The organism is Bacillus sp. FJAT-25509, from assembly GCF_001420605.1.
Lineage (GTDB): Bacteria > Bacillota > Bacilli > Bacillales > Bacillaceae_G > Gottfriedia.
The window spans coordinates 71,940-93,567 of the sequence record NZ_LJIZ01000021.1 but is presented as its reverse complement, the minus strand read 5'-3'; the positions used below and the strand labels follow the sequence as shown (position 1 = coordinate 93,567).

Genomic DNA, 21,628 nt, shown 5'->3' with positions numbered 1-21,628 from the left:
AAGGTGTCGCCATGAAATTTAAAGTGAAGAAAAATCCTCTTTTAGTCGTCCTAATTCTGAGCTTAATTCCCATCATTATTTCAGTTCCCATCATCAGCTTTATTGAAACTGATAGTACGGGAATCATCATAAGTTTAGTAGTCTTTGTCTTTTTATTACCAATATTAATTGTTCTAGTTTGGGCATTATTCAACACATACCATGAATTAACCGAAACTGAATTCAAATCAAAATTTGGATTTATTACAATTAACATTCCATATAGTGAAATCAGAACAATTAATTTCTCGAATAATCCAGTTTCATCACCTGCATGGACCTTCAAACGTTTAAAAATCGAATATAACAAGTACGGATTTGCCTTACTTTCACTTCCTAAAGATGAAGAAATTTTTTTACGAGAAATAAAAAAACGTTGTCCCGATGCTACTATATTAAATCGTCAAAAAGCAGAAGTTTTAATTAATTAGGACTTTTCCCACGAAAACACGCAAGGTATTATGTTCCTTGCGTGTTTTTTGTGTTTATAATTGATTTTTAGTTTGATTTCTCTCCAAATTTTTTTACTACCTCATGAACCCTTTATGAGGTACTACATTTCATCTTTTTGCTTTCTTACTTACTCATGAACCCTTTATAAGGTACTACATTTTATACTTTTGCTTTTTCACTTACTCATGAACCATTTATTTGGTACTATATTCCATCTTTGTGCTTTTCAACTTACTTATGAACACTTTATGAGGTACTATATTTCATACTTTTGCTTTTTCACTTACTCATGAATCCTTATAATCGCATTTCTCTAATCTAAGGCACAAAAAAAGTCTCATAAGTGCTTAGCTTAGACTTACGAGACTTCCCTTTACATAATTAATTATTAATATACTTCTCAAATACTGATCCGAAATCTTTAACTTTGTATTGCTCTCTAGATTTCATTAACCATTCAAAAGCAGCTTCATTAATTTCTTTAAAACTGTTCACTAAATTATTTTCATTTGAAGTTACGCGGCCTAATGTTGTAGAAGCAATTTCAATGCTTTCTTTCGCATAGTCAAGTGCTTTTTCATTTTCATGACTAATTTCAGCGATCATTAGTAATGCTTTGTATAGATCCTTTACTTGTTCAATATGTTTTTTATGAACATCAATCGAAAACTCTCTACCTCCTATGTTGAACTTAATTTCAACATCTAAATCAATTGTACCAGCTGTTTCAAGTAAAACATGTGTGATTTTATGAGTGTGATAATTATAACGATGAAGTGTACGCTTCTTACTTATTGCACTTGTACCGTCTAAATGAATTAAAGCCTTATTCGTAAAGCAATACTCATCTGATTTTGATTTAATTAAAAAATAAATTTTTTCATTATCTTCATGCATTACATAATCGTCAGAATCAACTTTGTCATAATTTTTCGGTTCAATAACACTACCTACATCACTTAAACCAAGCATATCTGCAGCAACTTTACCAAACATATATTATTCCTCCTCATTTGTTGGATCTTTGTATGGGATATCTATACGAAGGAAATGAAAAGCTATTCCCTTTTTCCCATTATCACTCTTTTATCTATTTCACTTCTAGACATAATAAGTATACATATTTATTTTTAAATAGTCTTTCATTATCTTGAATGTCAGGAAATACTTCCACTGTTTCCATCCTGTCTACTGCATCTATAAATGCCCCAAGAATAATTTCCTTATCCTTTTTGATTTCTTGTTTCTTAAATATGGTTCCAATTGTTGAAACATTCGTCATTTGAGGCTGTTTGTATACCGTTTGAACCGTACTACTGGTTTTAGCGCTTTGTGAAATAGTAGTATTCCATTCATAAGTTCGCTCTGTTTCTAATTGAAGTTTTCGTTGAAATGAAAGATAAAATGGTTTTCCAATATCATTTTTAGTAATATATATGCCTGAATCTGAAATAGTCTGAATTAGTTTTCCATCTTCATACACTTTCACTTTTACTTTAATCTCTTTTAACTGATTAACATTTCCAAAATTCAATTTAAATAGTGCTATTTGATCAGGATTTTCTCCTATTCTCTTAATTACGTTTTTCTCAGAATTAGTCATATTATAAGATTCAACAATACTTCTTCCACTAGTAGTTAAATGGTTACTTGTTACTTCTCGATTACAACTAACTAAAAAAACAAATATGGCTAATAATAAAAATCTTTTTTTCAATAAAAATTTACCTCCTTATTTCTCTTACTCATATAATTCTTCTACCTCTCTATTCCCTGCTTTCCCGCTTTTTCCCTTTTTTGCTATTTTAATTTTACCATTGAACACATACCCAATTGCAGACTATAATTAGAAGGTGATTGCTTAAATTCCGTTCTTTTTTATGGCTTTTCTATAATATTTAGAGATAAAAGTTACGAATAGCCTAATTTAAAGAACATTAATATATAAAACGAAAACAATAGAAAAGGTGTAGATAAATGAGTATTTTAACTGTAAAAAACTTAAGTCATGGATTCGGTGATCGTGCAATTTTTAATGATGTATCGTTCCGTCTATTAAAAGGTGAGCATATCGGTCTTATTGGTGCAAATGGTGAAGGTAAATCAACTTTCATGAATATCGTTACTGGAAAACTACAGCCTGATGAAGGCAAGGTTGAATGGTCTAAAAAAGTACGTGTAGGCTACTTAGATCAGCATGCTGTATTACAGCCAGGTATGTCAATTCGTGATGTATTGAAAAGTGCATTCCAATATATGTTTGATATGGAAAACGAAATTAATGATTTATATGTAAAAATGGCTGATGCAACTCCAGAAGAAATGGAGAAAATGCTTGAGGATGTAGGTGTTCTTCAAGATACTTTAACAAATAATGATTTCTATATTATCGATGCTAAAGTTGAAGAAATTGGTCGAGGTTTAGGTTTAGAAGATATCGGTCTTGATCGAGATGTAACAGAACTTTCTGGTGGTCAACGTTCAAAGGTTCTTCTATCAAAGCTTCTTTTAGAAAAACCAGATATCTTATTACTCGATGAGCCTACTAACTATTTAGATGAGCAGCATATTGAATGGTTAAAGCGTTATTTACAAGAGTATGAAAATGCATTTATTTTAATTTCGCATGATATTCCGTTTTTAAATAGTGTAATTAACTTAATTTACCACATGGAAAACCAAGAATTAAATCGTTATGTTGGTGATTATGATAATTTCAAAGGAATTCATGAAATGAAAAAATCACAATTAGAATCAGCTTATAAACGTCAACAACAAGAAATCTCTGAACTAAAAGATTTCGTTGCTCGTAATAAAGCTCGTGTTTCTACCCGTAACATGGCAATGTCTCGCCAAAAGAAACTTGATAAAATGGATGTCATTGAACTTGCACGTGAAAAGCCAAAACCAGAATTTCACTTTAAACCAGCTCGCACTTCAGGTAAATTAATATTTGAAGCAAAAGATTTAGTGATTGGATACGACGAACCACTATCTAAACCGTTAAATCTTCGTATGGAACGTGGACAAAAAATTGCCTTAGTTGGGGCGAACGGTATCGGTAAAACGACGTTAATGCGTAGTTTACTTGGCGATATTAAACCAATTTCTGGTGAAGTTGAGCGCGGAGAATTCCTTCACATCGGATACTTCGAACAAGAAGTAAAAGGTGATAATAATAAAACATGTATCGATGAAGTTTGGGATGAATTCCCATCATTTACTCAATATGAAGTACGTTCTGCACTTGCAAAATGTGGACTAACGACAAAGCATATTGAAAGTAAAGTTGCTGTTTTAAGTGGTGGAGAAAAGGCGAAAGTTCGTTTATGTAAATTAATTAATCAAGAAACAAACTTACTTGTTCTCGATGAGCCTACTAACCATTTAGATGTAGATGCTAAAGAAGAACTTAAACGAGCACTAAAAGAGTACAAAGGAAGCCTTTTAATTATCTGTCACGAACCTGAATTCTACCAAGGTTTAGTTACAGACGTTTGGAATGGCGAAAACTGGACTACTAAAGTGTTTTAATTAATTTAAAAAAGAGAGACGAAAAATTTTCGTACTCTCTTTTTATTTTGTCCTATCTTCGTTTTTAAAGTGTAATATTTTGACTTAACTTAGTAGTCCATTCACTTGGATGTTTTCTTTTCTTTGTTCCTTTTGGCATTGTATTTATATAACCGATATGAAGAGCTCCTAAAATTTTTCGATTTTCAGGAATGCCCATCTCTATATAAAATTGTTTATCAAAAATATAAGGATTTGTTCGCCATACCATTCCTATATTTTTTTCCCAAGCTGCTAATTGTAAATTTTGAACAAATGCACAGGTTGCTCCAATCGCTTCTAAATTTTTCTTTTCATTTTCTGAGTGGTCTGTCGTTATGATTAAATGCATTGGTGTGTCGACGATATATGTTTTAAAGAATTCCGTTGATTTTTTAATTTTCTCTACTGTATATGTTTCCGTTAATTCCATTCTTTCGTAGCTATCTACAATTTTTGAAGCGTAATATTCTTTTTCTTTTTCTTCGGAAACCATAATAAATTGCCAAGGCTCTTCTTTGCTGTGGAAAGGAGCATAAGATGCAGCTTCAAGTAGCTCCATTAATTCTTCCATATTAATTGGATCCTTTTTTGTATCTCTTATTGTTCTTCTATTTTTTATAAAATCTAAAATTGACATTGAACGTTATCTCCTTAGTCTCTAAATATCACTAAATTCATTATAAATGGAAATGATAATCATTTTCAATAAATCTTTTGGTTTTTTAATTATTTTCTTAGACTTCGTTATTTTGATTATGAAATCGTTAATTACTTCCTACAGAATGATATAACTATTTATATGTAGTAAAAAATGGAAAGACTGTGTTTAAGCTCAGAGTATATCAAAAAAGAAAACAGGTATTGAAGAATAAATTTTCTTCAATACCTGTTTTTATTACATCTCTTTTGGAGCACGAATTCCTAATAATCTTAGTCCTTCTTCAAGAACAACGGAAACAATTTTAGTTAATGCCAATCTACTTTCTAATTGGTCATCATTTGTTAGAATATGTGTATTTCCATAATATTTATTGAAGCTTTGTGCCAAATCGATTGTATATTTAGCAATGACAGATGGTTCAAATTGTTCAAAACTACGCGCTACTTTATTAGGGAACTCAAGTATATGTTTTATGATGTCCCAACTATATGAATCATCCAGTCCCTCTTGTTTTGTTAAATCCTGTGATGAAGCTTTATCTAAAATTGAATTTGTTCTCGCAATGGAGTATTGTACATATGGTCCTGTTTCACCTTCAAATTTTAGCATTTGCTCAAGTGAAAATTCGATGTTATTCATACGATCATTTTTTAAATCTTGGAAAATGATTGCGCCGACTCCAACCATTTTTGCTACTTCTTCTTTATTTTTTAATGTAGGATTTTTTTCTGCAATATTTTGACTAGCTAAACTAATCGCTTCTTCAATTACCTCTTCTAAAAGAACAATTTTTCCTTTTCGTGTAGACATTTTTTTACCATTTTGTAGGATTAAGCCGAATGGAACATGTACCATTTCATTCGCCCATTCGTATCCCATTTTCTTCAAAACTGTAAATACTTGCTCAAAATGCAATGCTTGTTCTCCACCTACAACATACACTGCTTTATCAAAATCATATGTTTCTTTACGATAAAGTGCAGCTGCTAGATCTCTTGTAGCATATAGCGTAGCTCCATCAGATTTTCTAATTAAGCATGGTGGTAATTCCTTTTCAGTTAATTCAACAACATCTGCACCTTCAGATTCGACTAAAAGGTTTTTTTGCTCTAGAAGTTCAATAACTCGGTCCATTTTATCATTGTAAAATGCTTCTCCGTTAAAGCTATCAAAGTTAACACCTAATAAATCGTATACTAACATGAATTCTTTTAGAGACTCATCACGGAACCACTTCCATAAGTGTAAAGCTTCTTCATTTTTTTCCTCTAATTGCTTAAACCAGCTTCTAGCTTCTTCCTCAAGTTGAGGCTCTTTTTCAACTTCTTCATGAAATTTAACATATAATTTTAAAAGTTCTTTTATTGGATTTTCTTTTACTTCGTCTTGATTACCCCAAAGTTTATAAGCAACAATTAATTTCCCAAACTGTGTTCCCCAGTCTCCAAGGTGATTAATTTTTATTGCTTTATACCCATTTTTTTCAGCTATTTTAGCAATTGAATTTCCAATCATTGTTGAACGCAAATGCCCCATCGAAAATGGCTTTGCAATATTTGGAGAGGAACAATCGATCGCAACCGTTTTGTCTTCTCCAATTACTTGGTTACCATATTCCTTCCCCTGACCAAGAACTAATTCAATTACTTGCTTACTTACTAGCTTTTTATTCAAAAAACAGTTTACGTATGGGCCGTTTGCTTCTACTTTTTCAATTAAATCATGGTTAATCTGTGCTGCTATTTCCTTTGCAATTATTACTGGAGATTTTTTTAATGCTTTTGCTAATTGGAAACAAGGAAATGCTAAATCACCTTGATCTGCATAATTCGGTTTTTCGATAAGTGTGTTAATTTCAGTTAAAGTTAGTGATCCATTTAAAGCTTTTTCAATTTGTTCACTATACATATTTACATAATTCATTATGATCAATCCTCTCCAAAATATAAAAAACCCGTCTCTATCATAAGAGACGGGTTTAAATAATCCGCGGTACCACTCTAATTGTTCAAATATATTGAACCAACTTTAAAATTTGTTAACGAGGTCTTCCCCGGCAAAGTCCTACTATCAATTCAGACTGCTTCTCCGAAGTGCGCTTCATCTTATTCGCTCTGTTAGGCTTCCACCATCCCCAACTCTCTACAAGAATCAAAATAAGATTACTCTCTTCATCTAAAAATTTTCAATATTCATTTTTTCCATTTAATCATATCTAATGTAGAATTTCAACATTAATCTTTTTTTTGAACTTTATGAATGACACCATTTGTTGACAACCTTAATAACATAGAAATTGAGGTGGATTTCATGAAAAAAAAACCAATAACTTTAAGCCTTTGTATGATTGTTAAAAACGAAGAAGCTGTACTTTCCAGATGTTTATCCTCTGTATCTAATATAGTAGACGAAATTGTCATAATTGATACTGGTTCAACAGACAAAACAAAGGAAATAGCGAAAAAGTTTACAAATTCAATATATGATTTTACTTGGATCAATGATTTCTCTGCGGCAAGAAATTTTGCGTTTTCTAAAGCAACGAAGGATTATATTATGTGGCTAGATGCAGATGATATTATCACTGATGAAAATGCAAAAAAATTACTTAAATTAAAAAAGTCATTAACTAAAAAGGTCGACGCTGTCGGGATGAAATATCATCTAGCTTTCGATGAAAATGGTAATCCTAGCTTTAGTTCTGTACGCAATCGAATCGTTAAACGAGAGAGAAATTTTAAATGGATTGGATTCGTTCATGAATATTTGGAGGTTTACGGCGAAATTATTCAATCGGATGCCGCAATTATTCATCAAAAAGACAAAGAGTTTTCTGATCGTAATTTAAAGATTTATGAAAATGCGATTTCTTCAGGAAATGAACTAAGTCCTCGTGACAAATACTATTATGCGAATGAATGCGTAGATCATCAGCTGTTTGAAAAGGCAATTGAATGGTATGAATTATTTCTTGATGAAGGAAAGGGCTGGTACGAGGATAATATTCAAGCGTGCGGAAAAATGGCAGACTGCTATTTTAATCTAAACGAATTGGAAAAAGCGATTAGTAGTTGTCTAAGATCTTTTTCATATGATGGACCACGTGGAGAAAACTGCTGTCGTTTAGGATTTGTCTATCTTCAACAAGGTGATTTTACACGCGCTATTTCATGGTATAAACTTGCTACTCTTGTTGATGTTCCAACAAGTAGTCCTTTTATAAATCAGGCTTGTTACACTTGGTTACCTAATCTACAGTTATGTCTATGCTATAGTCGATTAGGCGATCAACTTACTGCTAGAAAATATAATGATATAGCTGCTAGTTATGTTCCGAATAATCCTTCCGTTCTACACAACCAAGAATATTTCCGCTCATATTTTAAAGACCAATAACCCACCCTTACTATCTTCTAACGTTCTTTTCCTGGATCCTAACAGTTTAGTAGACCCAATTTTGATTGAAAAACTAACTAGTGTAAGAAGAACTAGAAATTCAGTCCTAAAATAGATGATCTGGAAACTACTATTTAATAAAATCAACATTAAAATAACATCAATCATTTTATACAAAATCAAAATTAAAGAAAGGGTGATAGCTTGATCACAGTCAGTTTATGCATGGTTGTACAAAATAATGAAGCCACAATTGAAAGATGTCTTAGTTCAGTTAGTAGCATAGTTGATGAAATTATCATCGTTGATATGAATTCCCACGATCGAACGATAGAGCTAGCAAGACAGTTTACAGACCAAATACATGTCTTTGATGGTGTGGATGAAATAGCTGCATTAAATTTTTCAAAATCATTGGCAACAAAAGACTTTATACTTTTACTAAACCATAGTGAAATTTTACTAGAAAATGATCGTTTAACATTGTCTAAGTTAAAACACTCAATAGACAATGAAGTTTATAATGTAGCTGTCGATTATCAGATTGGATGGAATGAAAAAAGTAAACAAAAAATTAGTAGATTATTTAAAAGATTAAGTTCAAATAGTCATTCACCGGATATGAATAATGAACAAATCTCTGAATCATTTTCTACTAATCTCGTTATTACAGATCTTCCTTTTACACAAAATACAAAAGAAAATATTCAAATATATGAACAAATGTTAAGTAATCACATTAATCTTTCTACGATGGATTTATTTTATTATGCAAAAGAGTTAAGTTCAGATCATCAACATGATCGATCAATAAAGTATTTTTTAAAATTTTTGAGATTAAATCAGCCATTTGAGGAACTTAATATCCTTGCCTGTCATTATATTGCTAATAGTTATCATGAGTTTAATCTAAGAGACTTAGAAACTACTTGGTTATTAAGAGCCCTTAAATATGGTAATACTCATCCAGAAACATGTTGTAGATTGGCTTATACATTTTTTGAAAAAAATAATTTTAATTCAGCTATTTATTGGTATAAAGAAGCAACCTTAAATAAGGTTAACAATCGTTTGATTCTTCACAACCCATCATGTACTACTTGGCTACCACATTTACAGCTAGCTGTATGCTATGACAGAATAGGTGAGTTTCGACTTGCAAATGAGCACAATGAATTAGCTTATAAATTTTATCCAACACACCCAAGTATTCTTTCAAATAGAGAGTACTTTTCAGATCGATTAAATAACGAAGGCAGCTGAGAATCTCTCAACTGCCTTTTAATCATTTTTTCCTTATTAACATGAGCATATTATATATTTCAAGATTTGAAGTTAGTTGTTCAAGATTTATTCCAAAACTATGAGCTAGGTGAACTACTTCTTCAAAAAACAACTTAATATTTAAATCTACATATATATTTTCATTCTTTTTCGTGGTCATTTCAAATTGGTCAGTTGGAAATAGCGTATTAATTGTTTGAGGCGTGAAAAATCTAATATTTTCTTTTTTCAATATCCCAGCGTGTATATAATTCCATTGGCCTTGTAGTAATTGAAAGAGAACTTCACCATGGGAAACATTTGGAACTCTACAAATAATTGAGCCAGATGGTTTTAAAAGATTAGTGATTTCTTTTACATAACTCCAAGGATCTACAAGATGGTTTACAATATTATCAATTATGATTAAATCAAAAAACGCCTTAGGATAACTGTGGGGCACTTCGTCAACACCGATTGTATCAACCCTCTTATAAAATTGTGATGCAATTGAGGATAACTCTGAATCACTTTCTGTTCCATATAATTCACATTTGTATAGATTTTTAATTTCTAGACCTGTAGCTCCTGCTAAGCAACCAATTTCTAATACATTATTTATGTTACCCGGTACCATTTCAATAACTTCCGTCTTCGGATAACCAATATCAATTAAATTGTTTCCCCACTTCTCGATATACTTCATTCTATTTTCAATATATAGGTGATTTATGTTAATATCACTATTTCCATTAAATGTCATGTGGCCATAATGATGAACAAATGAATCTAATGCAATATGCAATTCATATCCTTCTAAAATAGTTCTTAAACAAATATCATCATCCTCAAATGAACCTAGTTTAAATCTCTCATCAAATCCTACTAACCGATCAATTAATTCGCGTCTAACTAATAAACAAAATCCTACTAATCTTAATACTTGCTTAGACATTCCTTTTACATTGGCACAATATTTTAATGAAAAATCATTAATTTCTTGATCATTTTGATAATCAACATTAATTCGCTGCAATCCACTTACATAATTACTAACAGGTCCAACCATGCCAATTTTATCGTTACTATATAAAAGAGTAAGCATTGCTTCTAACCAATTTTCTGTAACGATTGTATCATTATTTAAAAATAACAAGTTATCACCTGTTGCGACTTCAATTCCTTGATTACACCCTTTAGCAAACCCCATATTTATCTCATTAAAGATTGTAATAAAAGAAGGATTATTCTTTAAATAATCTCGGGTACCATCAGTCGAGCCATTATCAATAACAATGATTTCTACTTCATCTTTCTTTGTATATTTCGCAAGACTTTCAAAGCATTTTTTCGATACCTCGAGCTGATTATAGGTCAAAATAATAATACTAGTTTTCATTCATTAAACACCTTCTTAGTATCTCACTGCATTAGCAAGTATGATTTCTTTTAAATTCATTACCCTTCATATATCTAAATAACACATACATTAATCAATATATTCAAGATGGAAATATTTGGTCAGTATTAATTATTTAATAAAAAAATCCTCATTAATTTATTCGAATAGATTACTATTGAATAATTAATGAGGACTGTCATCACCTTAATATTGGACTACTAATCTCTAAGAGTGATTGTTAAGAAATACGGTGAACTGACCAAGTGATACCAGCTGTATTGTTTCCACCTAAAGTAAGCTGAACTGTCAATCCGTCTGCTTCATAGAAGAGGCCAATCACATCTCCTGCAGTTAATTCGAAATCACCTGTAATCGTGACAGCTCCATCTCCTAGAATTGCTCTTAAGTTCAGTACTGCAAGTATATTTACATCTAAAATTGGTACTAAACCACTTATTAAGTCAGCAGTAGTAGGAGCAGTTCTACGTATTACAAAAGAAGGATTGATCCCTGCTCCGATAGCAGCCGTTATTGTTGCAGTTGTAGAATAGTTAATTGTTGCTTCAAAAGTATATCTTCCTGTAGCAGGTACTGTAAAATTACCAAGTGTTGGATCAAAAGCTGGTGAACTGAAATGTGGACTAGCAACACTCCAGTTAGTTAATTGAGCTGTAGCAGCAGTATTTACACTTGGAATGAATGCTGAGAATCCAGTTGAAGTTACACTCGGACCCGTTGCTCCTGTTGCTCCCGCTGGACCTGTTGCTCCTGCTGGGCCTGTCGCTCCGTCTGCTCCTGTTGCTCCCGCTGGACCTGTTGCTCCTGCTGGGCCTGTCGCTCCGTCTGGTCCTGTTGCTCCCGCTGGACCTGTTGCTCCCGCTGGACCTGTTGCTCCTGCTGGGCCTGTCGCTCCGTCTGCTCCTGTTGCTCCTGCTGGACCTGTNGCTGGACCTGTTGCTCCTGCTGGGCCTGTCGCTCCGTCTGCTCCTGTTGCTCCTGCTGGACCTGTTGCTCCGGCTGGGCCTGTCGCTCCATCTGCTCCTGTTGCTCCTGCTGGACCTGTCGCTCCATCTGCTCCTGTTGCTCCCGCTGGACCTGTTGCTCCTGCTGGACCTGTTGCTCCTGCTGGGCCTGTTGCTCCTGCTGGACCTGTTGCTCCTGCTGGACCTGTTGCTCCGGCTGGGCCTGTTGCTCCGTCTGCTCCTGTTGCTCCGTCTGGGCCTGTTGCTCCGTCTGCTCCTGTTGCTCCTGCTGGACCTGTTGCTCCTGCTGGACCTGTTGCTCCTGCTGGGCCTGTCGCTCCGTCTGCTCCTGTTGCTCCTGCTGGGCCTGTTGCTCCTGCTGGACCTGTCGCTCCGTCTGCTCCTGCCGCTCCTGCTGGACCTGTTGCTCCCGCTGGGCCTGTCGCTCCGTCTGCTCCTGTTGCTCCTGCTGGACCTGTTGCTCCTGCTGGGCCTGTCGCTCCATCTGCTCCTGTCGCTCCTGCTGGACCTGTTGCTCCTGCTGGGCCTGTCGCTCCGTCTGAACCTGTTGCTCCCGCTGGGCCTGTTGCTCCTGCTGGACCTGTTGCTCCTGCTGGACCTGTTGCTCCTGCTGGGCCTGTCGCTCCCGCTGGACCTGTTGCTCCTGCTGAACCTGTTGGGCCTTGTGGGCCTGTTGGACCTGTGATTCCTGACGGGCCTGGAGGAGCTGGTGGCGGTACTCCTGGGCCTGGCGGCATTGTTGCTCCAGTTGGACCCGTTGGACTAGGCGGTAGTGGGAATAATGGTGGAATTGGTGGGCCTGGTGGGCCTGGTGGTATTGGCAAATAGATACACCTCCAAAAATATTTTGACGTACACTTTATCATATTTTTGTAGGACAAGTTTGTTTGGATATTAATACTATTTCTATTAAAAATCCGCAAAAAAACTCTACTTACTAGATTCAAAACTATCAATGATAGTCATATATGATCTAGTTTAATAGAGTCAAATTTTAATTCTATTTATCATTATTATCTATTAATTAATAGCTACTCCTGCGCTAGCATATCCCGTAACAGTATTAACAAGGCTAATACCAGATCCAGTTGCAGTATATACCATCATTAAACGAGTTTGTGCTGTGACTGGTATTGCTAAAGGTGTAGAAATACCGCTTGTGATTTGGCCTATTGTAAGCGGACCTACTAGAGCTGGTAAAGTGACGCTTGCACCTGAAACTGGAGTAAAGTTATTGCTATTTACCGGTGCACTATATAATTGTGCAGTAACCGTAATACTCGTTCCTAAAATATTCAAAGCTACTACATTACTATAAGATGCAGAAATAGCTGTAATAATACCATCTCTAGGCATTGAGAATGCAAAATCAAGAATCTCAGTTGGCAATCCAGTTCCAGTTAAATTAATCGCTGGTCCAGGTAATAATGAAACATTCGGAAGTGAAATTCCAAATCCTACAAGACCTGCCGTACTAGCTACACTGACTCCAAGAACATCTACTGATGCCATTGCAATTGGTGCACCTGATGCAAACGGAATGATTGCACCTGTACCTGGTATACCTGCTGAACCTGTTGCTCCTGCTGGACCTGTTGCTCCCGCTGGGCCTGTTGCTCCGTCTGCTCCTGTTGCTCCTGCTGGACCTGTTACTCCTGCTGGACCTGTTGCTCCTGCTGGGCCTGTTGCTCCTGCTGGGCCTGTTGCTCCCGCTGCTCCTGTCGCTCCGTCTGCTCCTGTTGCTCCTGCTGGGCCTGTTGCTCCTGCTGGGCCTGTTGCTCCCGCTGCTCCTGTCGCTCCGTCTGCTCCTGTTGCTCCTGCTGGACCTGTTGCTCCTGCTGGGCCTGTTGCTCCGTCTGCTCCTGTTGCTCCTGCTGGGCCTGTTGCTCCGTCTGCTCCTGCTGGGCCTGTTGCTCCTGCTGGGCCTGTTGCTCCTGCTGGGCCTGTTGCTCCTGCTAGGCCTGTTGCTCCCGCTGGGCCTGTTGCTCCGTCTGCTCCTGTTGCTCCTGCTGGGCCTGTCGCTCCGTCTGCTCCTGTTGCTCCTGCTGGGCCTGTCGCTCCGTCTGCTCCTGTTGCTCCTGCTGCTCCTGCTGGACCTGTTGCTCCTGCTGGGCCTGTTGCTCCGTCTGCTCCTGTTGCTCCTGCTGGACCTGTTGCTCCTGCTGGGCCTGTTGCTCCGTCTGCTCCTGGTGTTCCCGCTGGACCTGTTGCTCCCGCTGGACCTGTTGCTCCCGCTGGGCCTGTTGCTCCCGCTGGACCTGTTGCTCCCGCTGGGCCTGTTGGGCCTAAGACAAATACAGGTGGTGATGTTGGTCCCGTCGGTCCCATTGGTCCCATTGGTCCCATTGGTCCCATATGACCTCTTGGACCTCTGTCTCCATCATCACCTTCTTTACCTCGCTTACCTCTTTCTCCTCGTGGGCCTGTTGCACCTGTTGGACCTGTTGGACCCATAGGTCCTATTGGTCCTACTGGTCCAATTAAACCATTTGAATCATTTGAATCATTCGAATCAAATGAATAACTAGGTGAAAAATGAGAATTTGTTACAGGCGAATCTGAAGGATCTGTATTTAGTGACATTTCTGGTTCTTCTGGTTGTTCTGATGGTTGTGGAAATCGTGGTGGTAATGGTGGTAGTGGCAAAAAAATACACCTCTCATAAAATTTTAATTGTACATTTTATTGTATAAAAAAAGGACAAATTGGTTCATTATTATCAAAAAAATGAGTCAAAAAACATGTACAAATTAATCATTATTCAAATATAATTTCCCTTTCAAAAAATTAAGTGCTTTTTACAAGCCAGAATAAATGAATTTATATTGAAACAATTTTTTATTTATATAATATTTTTCAAAAATAATTTATATTCGCCCAAACGTCTTAATGGCTTGTCTCATAAAATAACAGGAATACTTGAAGGTGGTGAAATTATTGAGCAAAGAAGATAAATGCAAGAAATGTGATCACGACCATGATGATTCCAAATGTAAATGCAAGAAATGTAAACATAAAAATTGCAAATGCAAATGTAAATGCAGAAAATGTGATCACCATCAAGATGATTGCAGATGCCGTGATAAATGCAAGAAATGTAATCACGACCATGATGATTGCAGATGTCATGATGATAGATGTCATGATTGTGGAAAAAGAAATTGCGGATGCAACGTAAAGCAAAATGTAAACGTTTGTGTAAATGTAGAAAATAATGGAGCTACAGGAACCGGACCGGCGGGACCAACTGGACCGGCGGGAGCAACCGGTGCTACTGGCGCTACTGGCGCTACTGGTGCTACTGGTCCAACTGGTCCAACTGGTCCAACTGGTCCAACTGGCGCTACTGGTGCTACTGGCAATACTGGTGCTACTGGCGCTACTGGTGCTACTGGTGCTACTGGTGCTACTGGTGCTACTGGTGCTACTGGTGCTACTGGCAATACTGGCAATACTGGTGCTACTGGCGCTACTGGTGAACGTGGTGCTACTGGTGCTACTGGTGCTACTGGCAATACTGGTGCTACTGGCAATACTGGTGCTACTGGCAATACTGGTGCTACTGGCAATACTGGTGCTACTGGCAATACTGGTGCTACTGGCAATACTGGTGCTACTGGCAATACTGGTGCTACTGGCAATACTGGTGCTACTGGCAATACTGGTGCTACTGGCAATACTGGTGCTACTGGCAATACTGGTGCTACTGGCAATACTGGTGCTACTGGCAATACTGGTGCTACTGGCAATACTGGTGCTACTGGCAATACTGGTGCTACTGGCAATACTGGTGCTACTGGCAATACTGGTGCTACTGGCAATACTGGTGCTACTGGCGATACTGGTGCTACTGGCGCTACTGGTGCTACTGGCGCTACTGGTGCTACTGGTGAACGTGGTGCTACTGGCGCTACTGGTGCTACTGGTGCTACTGGTACTACTGGTGCTACTGGTGCTACTGGTACTACTGGTGCTACTGGTGCTACTGGTGCTACTGGTGCTACTGGTGCTACTGGTGCTACTGGTGCTACTGGTGCTACTGGTGCTACTGGTGCTACTGGTGCTACTGGTGCTACTGGTGCTACTGGTGCTACTGGTGCTACTGGAGCAACCGGACCTAGGGGAGCAACAGGTGAATGTAGTTGTACTCCAATGTATGCAAGTTTTTACAATACTAATTCTCAAGGTAATATACCAACAAATACACCAGTATCCTTTAATAATGTGGGACTTAATTCTGGAGATTTCGCCCTTATTGGAGGAGATACAATTACAGTAATGAGCACCGGAGATTATTTAATTAACTACAGTGTGATTTTTAGAAATATGGGTGGTACAGGCACACAACCAATTGAAGGAGCCTATGCAATATTCAGTGGCTTAACTCCAATATTTACCATGGTTCAAGGCAGCGAATTCGGAACTGGTGTAGATCTCCCTAATAGTCCAATGACAAATTTACAAATTAATGGCGAGGTAATGGTACATTTCACAGCTGGTGAACAATTCCAGCTTAGAAATATTGGTGCTACCCCAGACCATTTAGCAAACAGTGTTGATGGTGCAAGTGTAAATAGTGCTGCACTAAACATCGTTAGACTAGATATTTAGTGATTCAATAAGCTTATCGAAAATAAATTTTGAAGTATGATTATTGATATTAACTTAAATATCTGATTAAATACCCTTCAATAGTAGACAGCAAAAAGTTATACCCCGTCTACTTTGAAGGGTTTTTTATATATATTATTTGAAAAGGTGATCTTACCGCTTCACCTGCATCTAAATTTTGAGTAGTTGTATCAAGAATATAGGTAAAGCCTGACATACCTGCAGCACAAAAAAACCAAATTCTTTAAAAAAAGAACTTGGTTTTTATCAATTTCAATATATTATTAATTAATTATTTACCCACGTAACTGAGCATTATGTGTTTCTTCTACTGCTTTTAATACTTTTGAATGAGCTTTAGTTACTTCTTCATCCGTTAAAGTACGTTCTGGATCGAAATATGTTAATGAGAAGGCAACTGATTTCTTACCAGCTTCCATCTTATCTCCTTCGTATAAATCGAAGATTGTAGCATCCTTTAGAAGTCTTCCACCAGTTGAACGAATTGTAGATAGAATATCACCAGCAAATACTTTTGAATCAACTACTAATGCCATATCTCGGTTCATTGATGGGAAACGAGGAATTGCATTGTATAAAATATCATCAAATTCAGTATTTAATAGTTTTTCAAGAGATAATTGGAATACATACGTTTCTTTAAGATCCCACTCTTTTTGAGTAACAGGATGAACTTGACCGATAAAACCAATTTCTTCTCCGTTTAATAAAATACTTGCAGTACGTCCTGGGTGTAATTCTTCTTTCTTAGCAGCCAGATAAGTTATTTTATTTGATAAACCTAATTCATTAAATAATCCGTCTAAAATACCTTTTACAACATAGAAATCAACAGCTTTTTTCTCGCCTTGCCAAGCATGTTGCAACCATAAACCAGTTAATGCTCCTGCTAAATATTCTTCTTCATGTGGAAGATCGTTCTTTTCTTTTGTTAAGAATACAGAGCCTGTTTCAAATAGTTGAACATTTTCTTCTTTACGTGCAACATTATATGCAATCGCATCTAATAAATGTGGTACTAAACTGAAACGTAGCTCACTGCGTTCTTCACTCATAGGTAATGCCAAACGTACAGGTTCTGCATCTACTGTTTCTAATGCAAAGCGTTTTACTTTATTATTGCTTGTTAAAGAGTACGTAACAGCTTCGTAAAGACCTGCATGCTGTAAATACTGACGAATTCTTCTACGTTTTGCTTGATAAGGTGTTAATTGCCCACGGCTAGCAACACCCGTTGGTAATGTAGCAGGAATATGATCATAGCCATATAATCTTCCTACTTCTTCAACTAAATCTTCTTCAATTGAAAGATCACCACGACGACTTGGAACAGTAATTGTGAATACTTCACCATTTCCGGTAGCTTCTAATCTTAAGCGACGGAAAATATCTTTTACTGTTTCAGCATCAATTGATGTACCAAGAACACCATTAATCTTACTAACAGAAACTGAAACTTTTTTAGCATCTTCAACTAAATTGTCCGCAATAACAGTACCTTCAACAATTGTTCCACCAGCTAGTTCAGCCATTAACTGAGCAGCACGTTCAGAAGCAGGGAATGTACGAGATGCATCAATACCTTTTTCAAAACGAGCACTTGAATCGCTACGTAAGCCCAGGTCTTTTGAAGTTTGGCGAACACTTTGACCTCTGAAAACAGCTGATTCAATTAAAACGTCTACAGTTTCAACATCAACTTCAGTACTTTGACCACCCATTACACCTGCAACTGCAACTGCTTCTTTTTCTGTTGCGATTACTAAATTATGTGGCTGTAATGTGCGCTCTTCACCATCAAGCGTAATGATTTTTTCGTTTTCTTTCGCAAGACGAACGATAATTTGATTACTATTTAATTTATTAAAATCAAACGCGTGTAATGGTTGACCATACTCAATTAAAATATAGTTCGTAATATCAACCACATTATTAATCGGACGAATACCAGCACTCATTAAACGAGCTTGCATCCATAATGGAGAAGGACCAATTTTTACGCCTTTAACTAATTTAGCACTATAATATGGTGCATCTTCTTTTGATTCAATTGAAACTGAAACATAATCAGCAGTTATAGCTGATTGAGCGCTAATCGCTGGAAGTTTCACGTCACGATCTAAAATCGCAGCTACCTCATAAGCAACACCAATCATATTTAAGCAATCAGCACGGTTTGGTGTTAAGCCAAGTTCTAATACCGCATCATCACGATATAGTACATCTAATGCATCTGCTCCTACTTCTGCATCACTTGGTAAAACAAAAATTCCATTTGAGAATTCTTTTGCAACGACTTTGCCTTCAATTCCTAATTCTTGCAGAGAGCAAATCATTCCTTCAGAAACTTCACCACGTAATTTTGCTTTTTTAATTTTAAAATTCCCCGGTAAAACAGCGCCTACCTTTGCCACGATCACTTTTTGACCTTTAGCAACATTTGGTGCGCCACAAATAATTTGTACTGGTTGTTCTTCTCCAACATCAACAGTACATTTTGATAATTTATCTGCCTCTGGATGTTGTTCACGTTCCATTACATAACCAACTACAACATTTTTAATTCCTTCTGAAAGATGATTAACACCTTCAACTTCAATACCTGCTTTTGTTATTAATTTTGCAAGCTCGTCTGGTGTAACACCACTTAAATCAACGTATTCTTGTAACCATTTTGTTGATACAAACATGTTTTGTCCCCTCCTACCTTACATTTGTTGGAATTGCTTTAAGAATCTTATATCGTTCGTATAGAAATGACGAATATCATCAATACCATATTTTAATAATGCAATACGTTCTGGACCCATACCGAAAGCAAATCCTTGAACTTCTTTTGGATTATATCCAGCCATCTCAAGTACGTTAGGATGCACCATTCCTGCACCTAAAATTTCAATCCATCCAGTGTGCTTACACATGTTACAGCCTTTTCCTCCACATTTCATACAAGAAATATCCATTTCTACTGAAGGCTCAGTGAATGGGAAGAAGCTTGGGCGTAATCGAATTTCACGATCTTCACCAAACATTTTTTTTGCAAAAAGTTGTAAAGTACCTTTTAAATCACTCATTGAAATGTTTTCACCAATTACAAGACCTTCGATTTGCATGAATTGATGAGAATGTGTAGCATCATCATCGTCACGGCGATAAACTTTACCTGGACAAATTATTTTAATTGGTCCTTTTTCCGCGTTTGCTTCCATTGTTCTAGCTTGAACAGGTGAAGTATGAGTTCTCATTAATGTTTCTTCAGAAATATAGAATGAATCCTGCATATCACGAGCTGGATGACCTTTTGGTAAATTTAAGGCTTCGAAATTATAATAGTCCTTTTCTACTTCTGGACCTTCTGCGATTTCATATCCCATTCCAATAAATAAATCTTCAATTTCTTGAATAACCGCTCTTAATGGATGAGCTCCACCTGCATGAACTGGTCTTCCTGGAAGTGTTACGTCAATTGATTCACTTTCTAATTTCTCATTAATTGCATTTTGTTCTAATACAACTTGCTTTGCTTCAAGTTTTTCTTGGATTGCCGCACGTACTTCATTAGCAACTGCTCCCATTTTTGGGCGCTCTTCAGGAGATAAATCCTTCATTGCTTTCATTGCTTCAGTAATCGGACCTTTTTTCCCTAGATAGGCAATTCTTATTTCATTTAATGCTTTTAAATCTTTTGCTTCTTCTATTTGCTTAATCGCTTCTGCTTGTAAAGAAACTAAACGCTCTTGCATGAATAATCCTCCTATTCAAATTCATAAATTTAAACATAAAAAAACCTCGCTCCCAAAAAAGGGACGAGGATTGATCGCGGTACCACCCTAATTAACAGTTATTATTTACAAAAAACTAACTGCTCACTTCATTCATATAACGATCTACTTAGATAGACCGAGTCGCCTTTACATTTAAAAATGGTCCCGGCGCTAGCTCAAGAGGTGAATTCAATTTGGTCTACTATAAAAGTGCTTACAGTCTACGGCACCTTTTCCCTAAAATAGAGATTCAAATTTACTACTCTCTGTCAAAGCTTTTTATGTATTAAATTTTTCTTAATTAATTATATTGATTTTTTTCAATTAATGCAACTGCTCAACATAATTATTTACTAAATCATTTGAATCATTTTTACTGACCTAAAAAGCTCATGGCTTCTAACAGTTACTACTTCTCACAGACTATACATTAGAATTCCTGCTGCAATACCAACGTTTAATGATTCAGCTTTACCATAAATCGGTATATATAGATTTTCATCAGTTAATGAAAGTAATGTTGAATTCACACCTTTACCTTCATTTCCTACAATAATGGCAAAACGATTTGTAACGTTTACTTCATTAAATGGTTTTGCATTTTGAAGAGATGTTCCGTAAACAGTTATTCCTTTATCTTTTAAATTAGAAACTGCTTCAACTAAATCACCACGTAATATTGGTAAATGGAATAATGATCCTTGGGTGGATCGAATTGTTTTAGCATTATATTGATCGCTTGTACCTGAGCCTAAAATAACTCCATCAAAACCAGCAGCATCCGCAGTACGAATCATTGTTCCAACATTCCCAGGATCTTGAACTCCATCAATTAATAATAATTTTGACACTTTCTCAAAATCAATTCTTACAAAAGAAAATTCAATAATTGCAAAAATACCCTGAGATGTTTCTGTTTCGCTTAATTCTTTGCTAACCTCTTTTGATATATACGTAATATCAAATGACCCAGTTGAAAAATTAGAAGGTAAGTCAATATCTTCACTAATTAATAAATGAAGAATGGGTGCATCATGCTTAATTGCCTCCTCCACTAAATGAAAACCTTCTACGATAAATTGTTTAGCTTTATCTCTTCCTTTTTTTGTATGTAGTTTTTTCCAAGCCTTTACAGAATTATTTTGTATGGAATCAATTTGTTTCATAAGTTTCCTTTACCTTTCATCGTATATCATATCGTTTATCATACATAAAATCGTTTCCGTTTACAAATACTACATAAAGCTTAATATGAAAGGAGAATCCAAATGAATTTTAATATTCGCGGAGCAGTTCTTCACAATATTTCAGGTAATAAAAGTGATCAATTAGAAGCAACAATTGTAGATGCTATTCAAAGTGGCGAGGAAAAAGTATTACCAGGTCTAGGTGTACTTCTCGAGGTTTTTTGGAGTCACGCTACTGAAGATCAAAAGCATGAACTACTCTCAGTATTAGAAAATGGAGTAAGTCAGTAATC

16 protein-coding genes, 1 pseudogene and 2 other annotated features are annotated in these 21,628 nt (G+C 36.3%); of the genes and pseudogenes, 6 read left to right on the top strand and 11 right to left on the bottom strand.

All coding sequences use genetic code 11. The annotated features are described in order from the left end of the window. Nucleotides 1-11: 11 nt before the first annotated feature. Nucleotides 12-470 (top strand): PH domain-containing protein, encoded by a 459-nt coding sequence (locus tag AN960_RS13530; RefSeq protein ID WP_056472325.1) that lies wholly within the window; start codon nt 12-14, stop codon nt 468-470. 403 nt (nt 471-873) lie between these two features. On the opposite strand, the gene AN960_RS13525 is transcribed toward AN960_RS13530, so the two are convergent. Together AN960_RS13525 and AN960_RS13520 are read right to left on the bottom strand one after the other, a co-directional pair. After that, on the bottom strand, nt 874-1,488 hold the full coding sequence (locus AN960_RS13525; protein WP_056472324.1) for a PH domain-containing protein: 615 nt from the start codon (nt 1,486-1,488) through the stop codon (nt 874-876). Nucleotides 1,489-1,582: 94 nt separating this feature from the next. Beyond that, entirely contained in the window at nt 1,583-2,209 is a 627-nt protein-coding gene (locus tag AN960_RS13520) for a YgaN family protein (protein WP_056472322.1), read from the bottom strand. 260 nt (nt 2,210-2,469) lie between these two features. On the opposite strand from AN960_RS13520, the gene AN960_RS13515 reads away from it, so the two are divergent. Further along, nucleotides 2,470-4,026: an ABC-F family ATP-binding cassette domain-containing protein gene (locus tag AN960_RS13515; RefSeq protein ID WP_056472320.1), complete on the top strand. Its 1,557-nt coding sequence runs from the start codon at nt 2,470-2,472 to the stop codon at nt 4,024-4,026. A 64-nt stretch (nt 4,027-4,090) separates the two neighbouring features. On the opposite strand, the gene AN960_RS13510 is transcribed toward AN960_RS13515, so the two are convergent. Both AN960_RS13510 and argS read right to left on the bottom strand, forming a co-directional pair. Continuing rightward, entirely contained in the window at nt 4,091-4,684 is a 594-nt protein-coding gene (locus AN960_RS13510) for a nitroreductase family protein (protein ID WP_056472318.1), read from the bottom strand. 258 nt (nt 4,685-4,942) lie between these two features. Then, nucleotides 4,943-6,631 carry an arginine--tRNA ligase gene (gene argS / locus AN960_RS13505; protein ID WP_056472315.1) on the bottom strand — a complete coding sequence of 563 codons (1,689 nt, stop codon included), beginning with the start codon at nt 6,629-6,631 and terminating at the stop codon, nt 4,943-4,945. 42 nt (nt 6,632-6,673) lie between these two features. Beyond that, nucleotides 6,674-6,895, bottom strand: a binding site (T-box leader). 123 nt (nt 6,896-7,018) lie between these two features. Between argS and AN960_RS13500 the strand changes: the two genes are divergently transcribed. Both AN960_RS13500 and AN960_RS13495 read left to right on the top strand, forming a co-directional pair. Next, nucleotides 7,019-8,104, top strand: a complete 1,086-nt coding sequence (locus AN960_RS13500; protein WP_056472313.1) for a tetratricopeptide repeat-containing glycosyltransferase family 2 protein — start codon at nt 7,019-7,021, stop codon at nt 8,102-8,104. 204 nt (nt 8,105-8,308) lie between these two features. Then, a complete protein-coding gene (locus AN960_RS13495; protein WP_156339688.1) occupies nt 8,309-9,367 on the top strand; it encodes a tetratricopeptide repeat-containing glycosyltransferase in 1,059 nt (352 codons plus the stop codon). Between the two features lie 22 nt (nt 9,368-9,389). On the opposite strand, the gene AN960_RS13490 is transcribed toward AN960_RS13495, so the two are convergent. The 4 genes and pseudogenes from AN960_RS13490 to AN960_RS13480 form a co-directional block, all read right to left on the bottom strand. Next, nucleotides 9,390-10,766: a glycosyltransferase gene (locus AN960_RS13490; protein ID WP_056472306.1), complete on the bottom strand. Its 1,377-nt coding sequence runs from the start codon at nt 10,764-10,766 to the stop codon at nt 9,390-9,392. Between the two features lie 241 nt (nt 10,767-11,007). Then, nucleotides 11,008-11,712, bottom strand: a pseudogene (locus AN960_RS25080) (collagen-like protein); the annotation flags it as partial. A gap of 1 nt (nt 11,713) precedes the next feature. Then, nucleotides 11,714-12,618, bottom strand: a 905-nt coding sequence (locus AN960_RS13485; RefSeq protein ID WP_502692549.1) for a collagen-like domain-containing protein, incomplete at its 3' end; no start/stop codon positions are given. Nucleotides 12,619-12,772: 154 nt separating this feature from the next. Then, on the bottom strand, nt 12,773-14,398 hold the full coding sequence (locus AN960_RS13480; protein WP_286131708.1) for an exosporium glycoprotein BclB-related protein: 1,626 nt from the start codon (nt 14,396-14,398) through the stop codon (nt 12,773-12,775). Between the two features lie 291 nt (nt 14,399-14,689). Here AN960_RS13480 and AN960_RS25075 point away from each other — a divergent pair, with 291 nt between their 5' ends. Next, complete coding sequence (locus tag AN960_RS25075) at nt 14,690-16,363, top strand: hypothetical protein (RefSeq protein WP_286131707.1); 1,674 nt, start codon at nt 14,690-14,692, stop codon at nt 16,361-16,363. Between the two features lie 296 nt (nt 16,364-16,659). Here the strand turns inward: AN960_RS25075 and pheT are convergent, their stop codons facing one another. The 3 genes from pheT to AN960_RS13460 form a co-directional block, all read right to left on the bottom strand. Next, on the bottom strand, nt 16,660-19,074 hold the full coding sequence (gene pheT, locus AN960_RS13470; RefSeq protein WP_056472301.1) for a phenylalanine--tRNA ligase subunit beta: 2,415 nt from the start codon (nt 19,072-19,074) through the stop codon (nt 16,660-16,662). 18 nt (nt 19,075-19,092) lie between these two features. Next, nucleotides 19,093-20,127 carry a phenylalanine--tRNA ligase subunit alpha gene (gene pheS / locus AN960_RS13465; RefSeq protein ID WP_056472299.1) on the bottom strand — a complete coding sequence of 345 codons (1,035 nt, stop codon included), beginning with the start codon at nt 20,125-20,127 and terminating at the stop codon, nt 19,093-19,095. 56 nt (nt 20,128-20,183) lie between these two features. Then, nucleotides 20,184-20,430 (bottom strand) — a binding site (T-box leader). Nucleotides 20,431-20,564: 134 nt separating this feature from the next. Beyond that, entirely contained in the window at nt 20,565-21,314 is a 750-nt protein-coding gene (locus AN960_RS13460) for a TrmH family RNA methyltransferase (protein ID WP_056472297.1), read from the bottom strand. Nucleotides 21,315-21,416: 102 nt separating this feature from the next. Here AN960_RS13460 and sspI point away from each other — a divergent pair, with 102 nt between their 5' ends. Continuing rightward, on the top strand, nt 21,417-21,626 hold the full coding sequence (gene sspI / locus AN960_RS13455; protein ID WP_056472294.1) for a small acid-soluble spore protein SspI: 210 nt from the start codon (nt 21,417-21,419) through the stop codon (nt 21,624-21,626). Nucleotides 21,627-21,628: the final 2 nt, after the last annotated feature.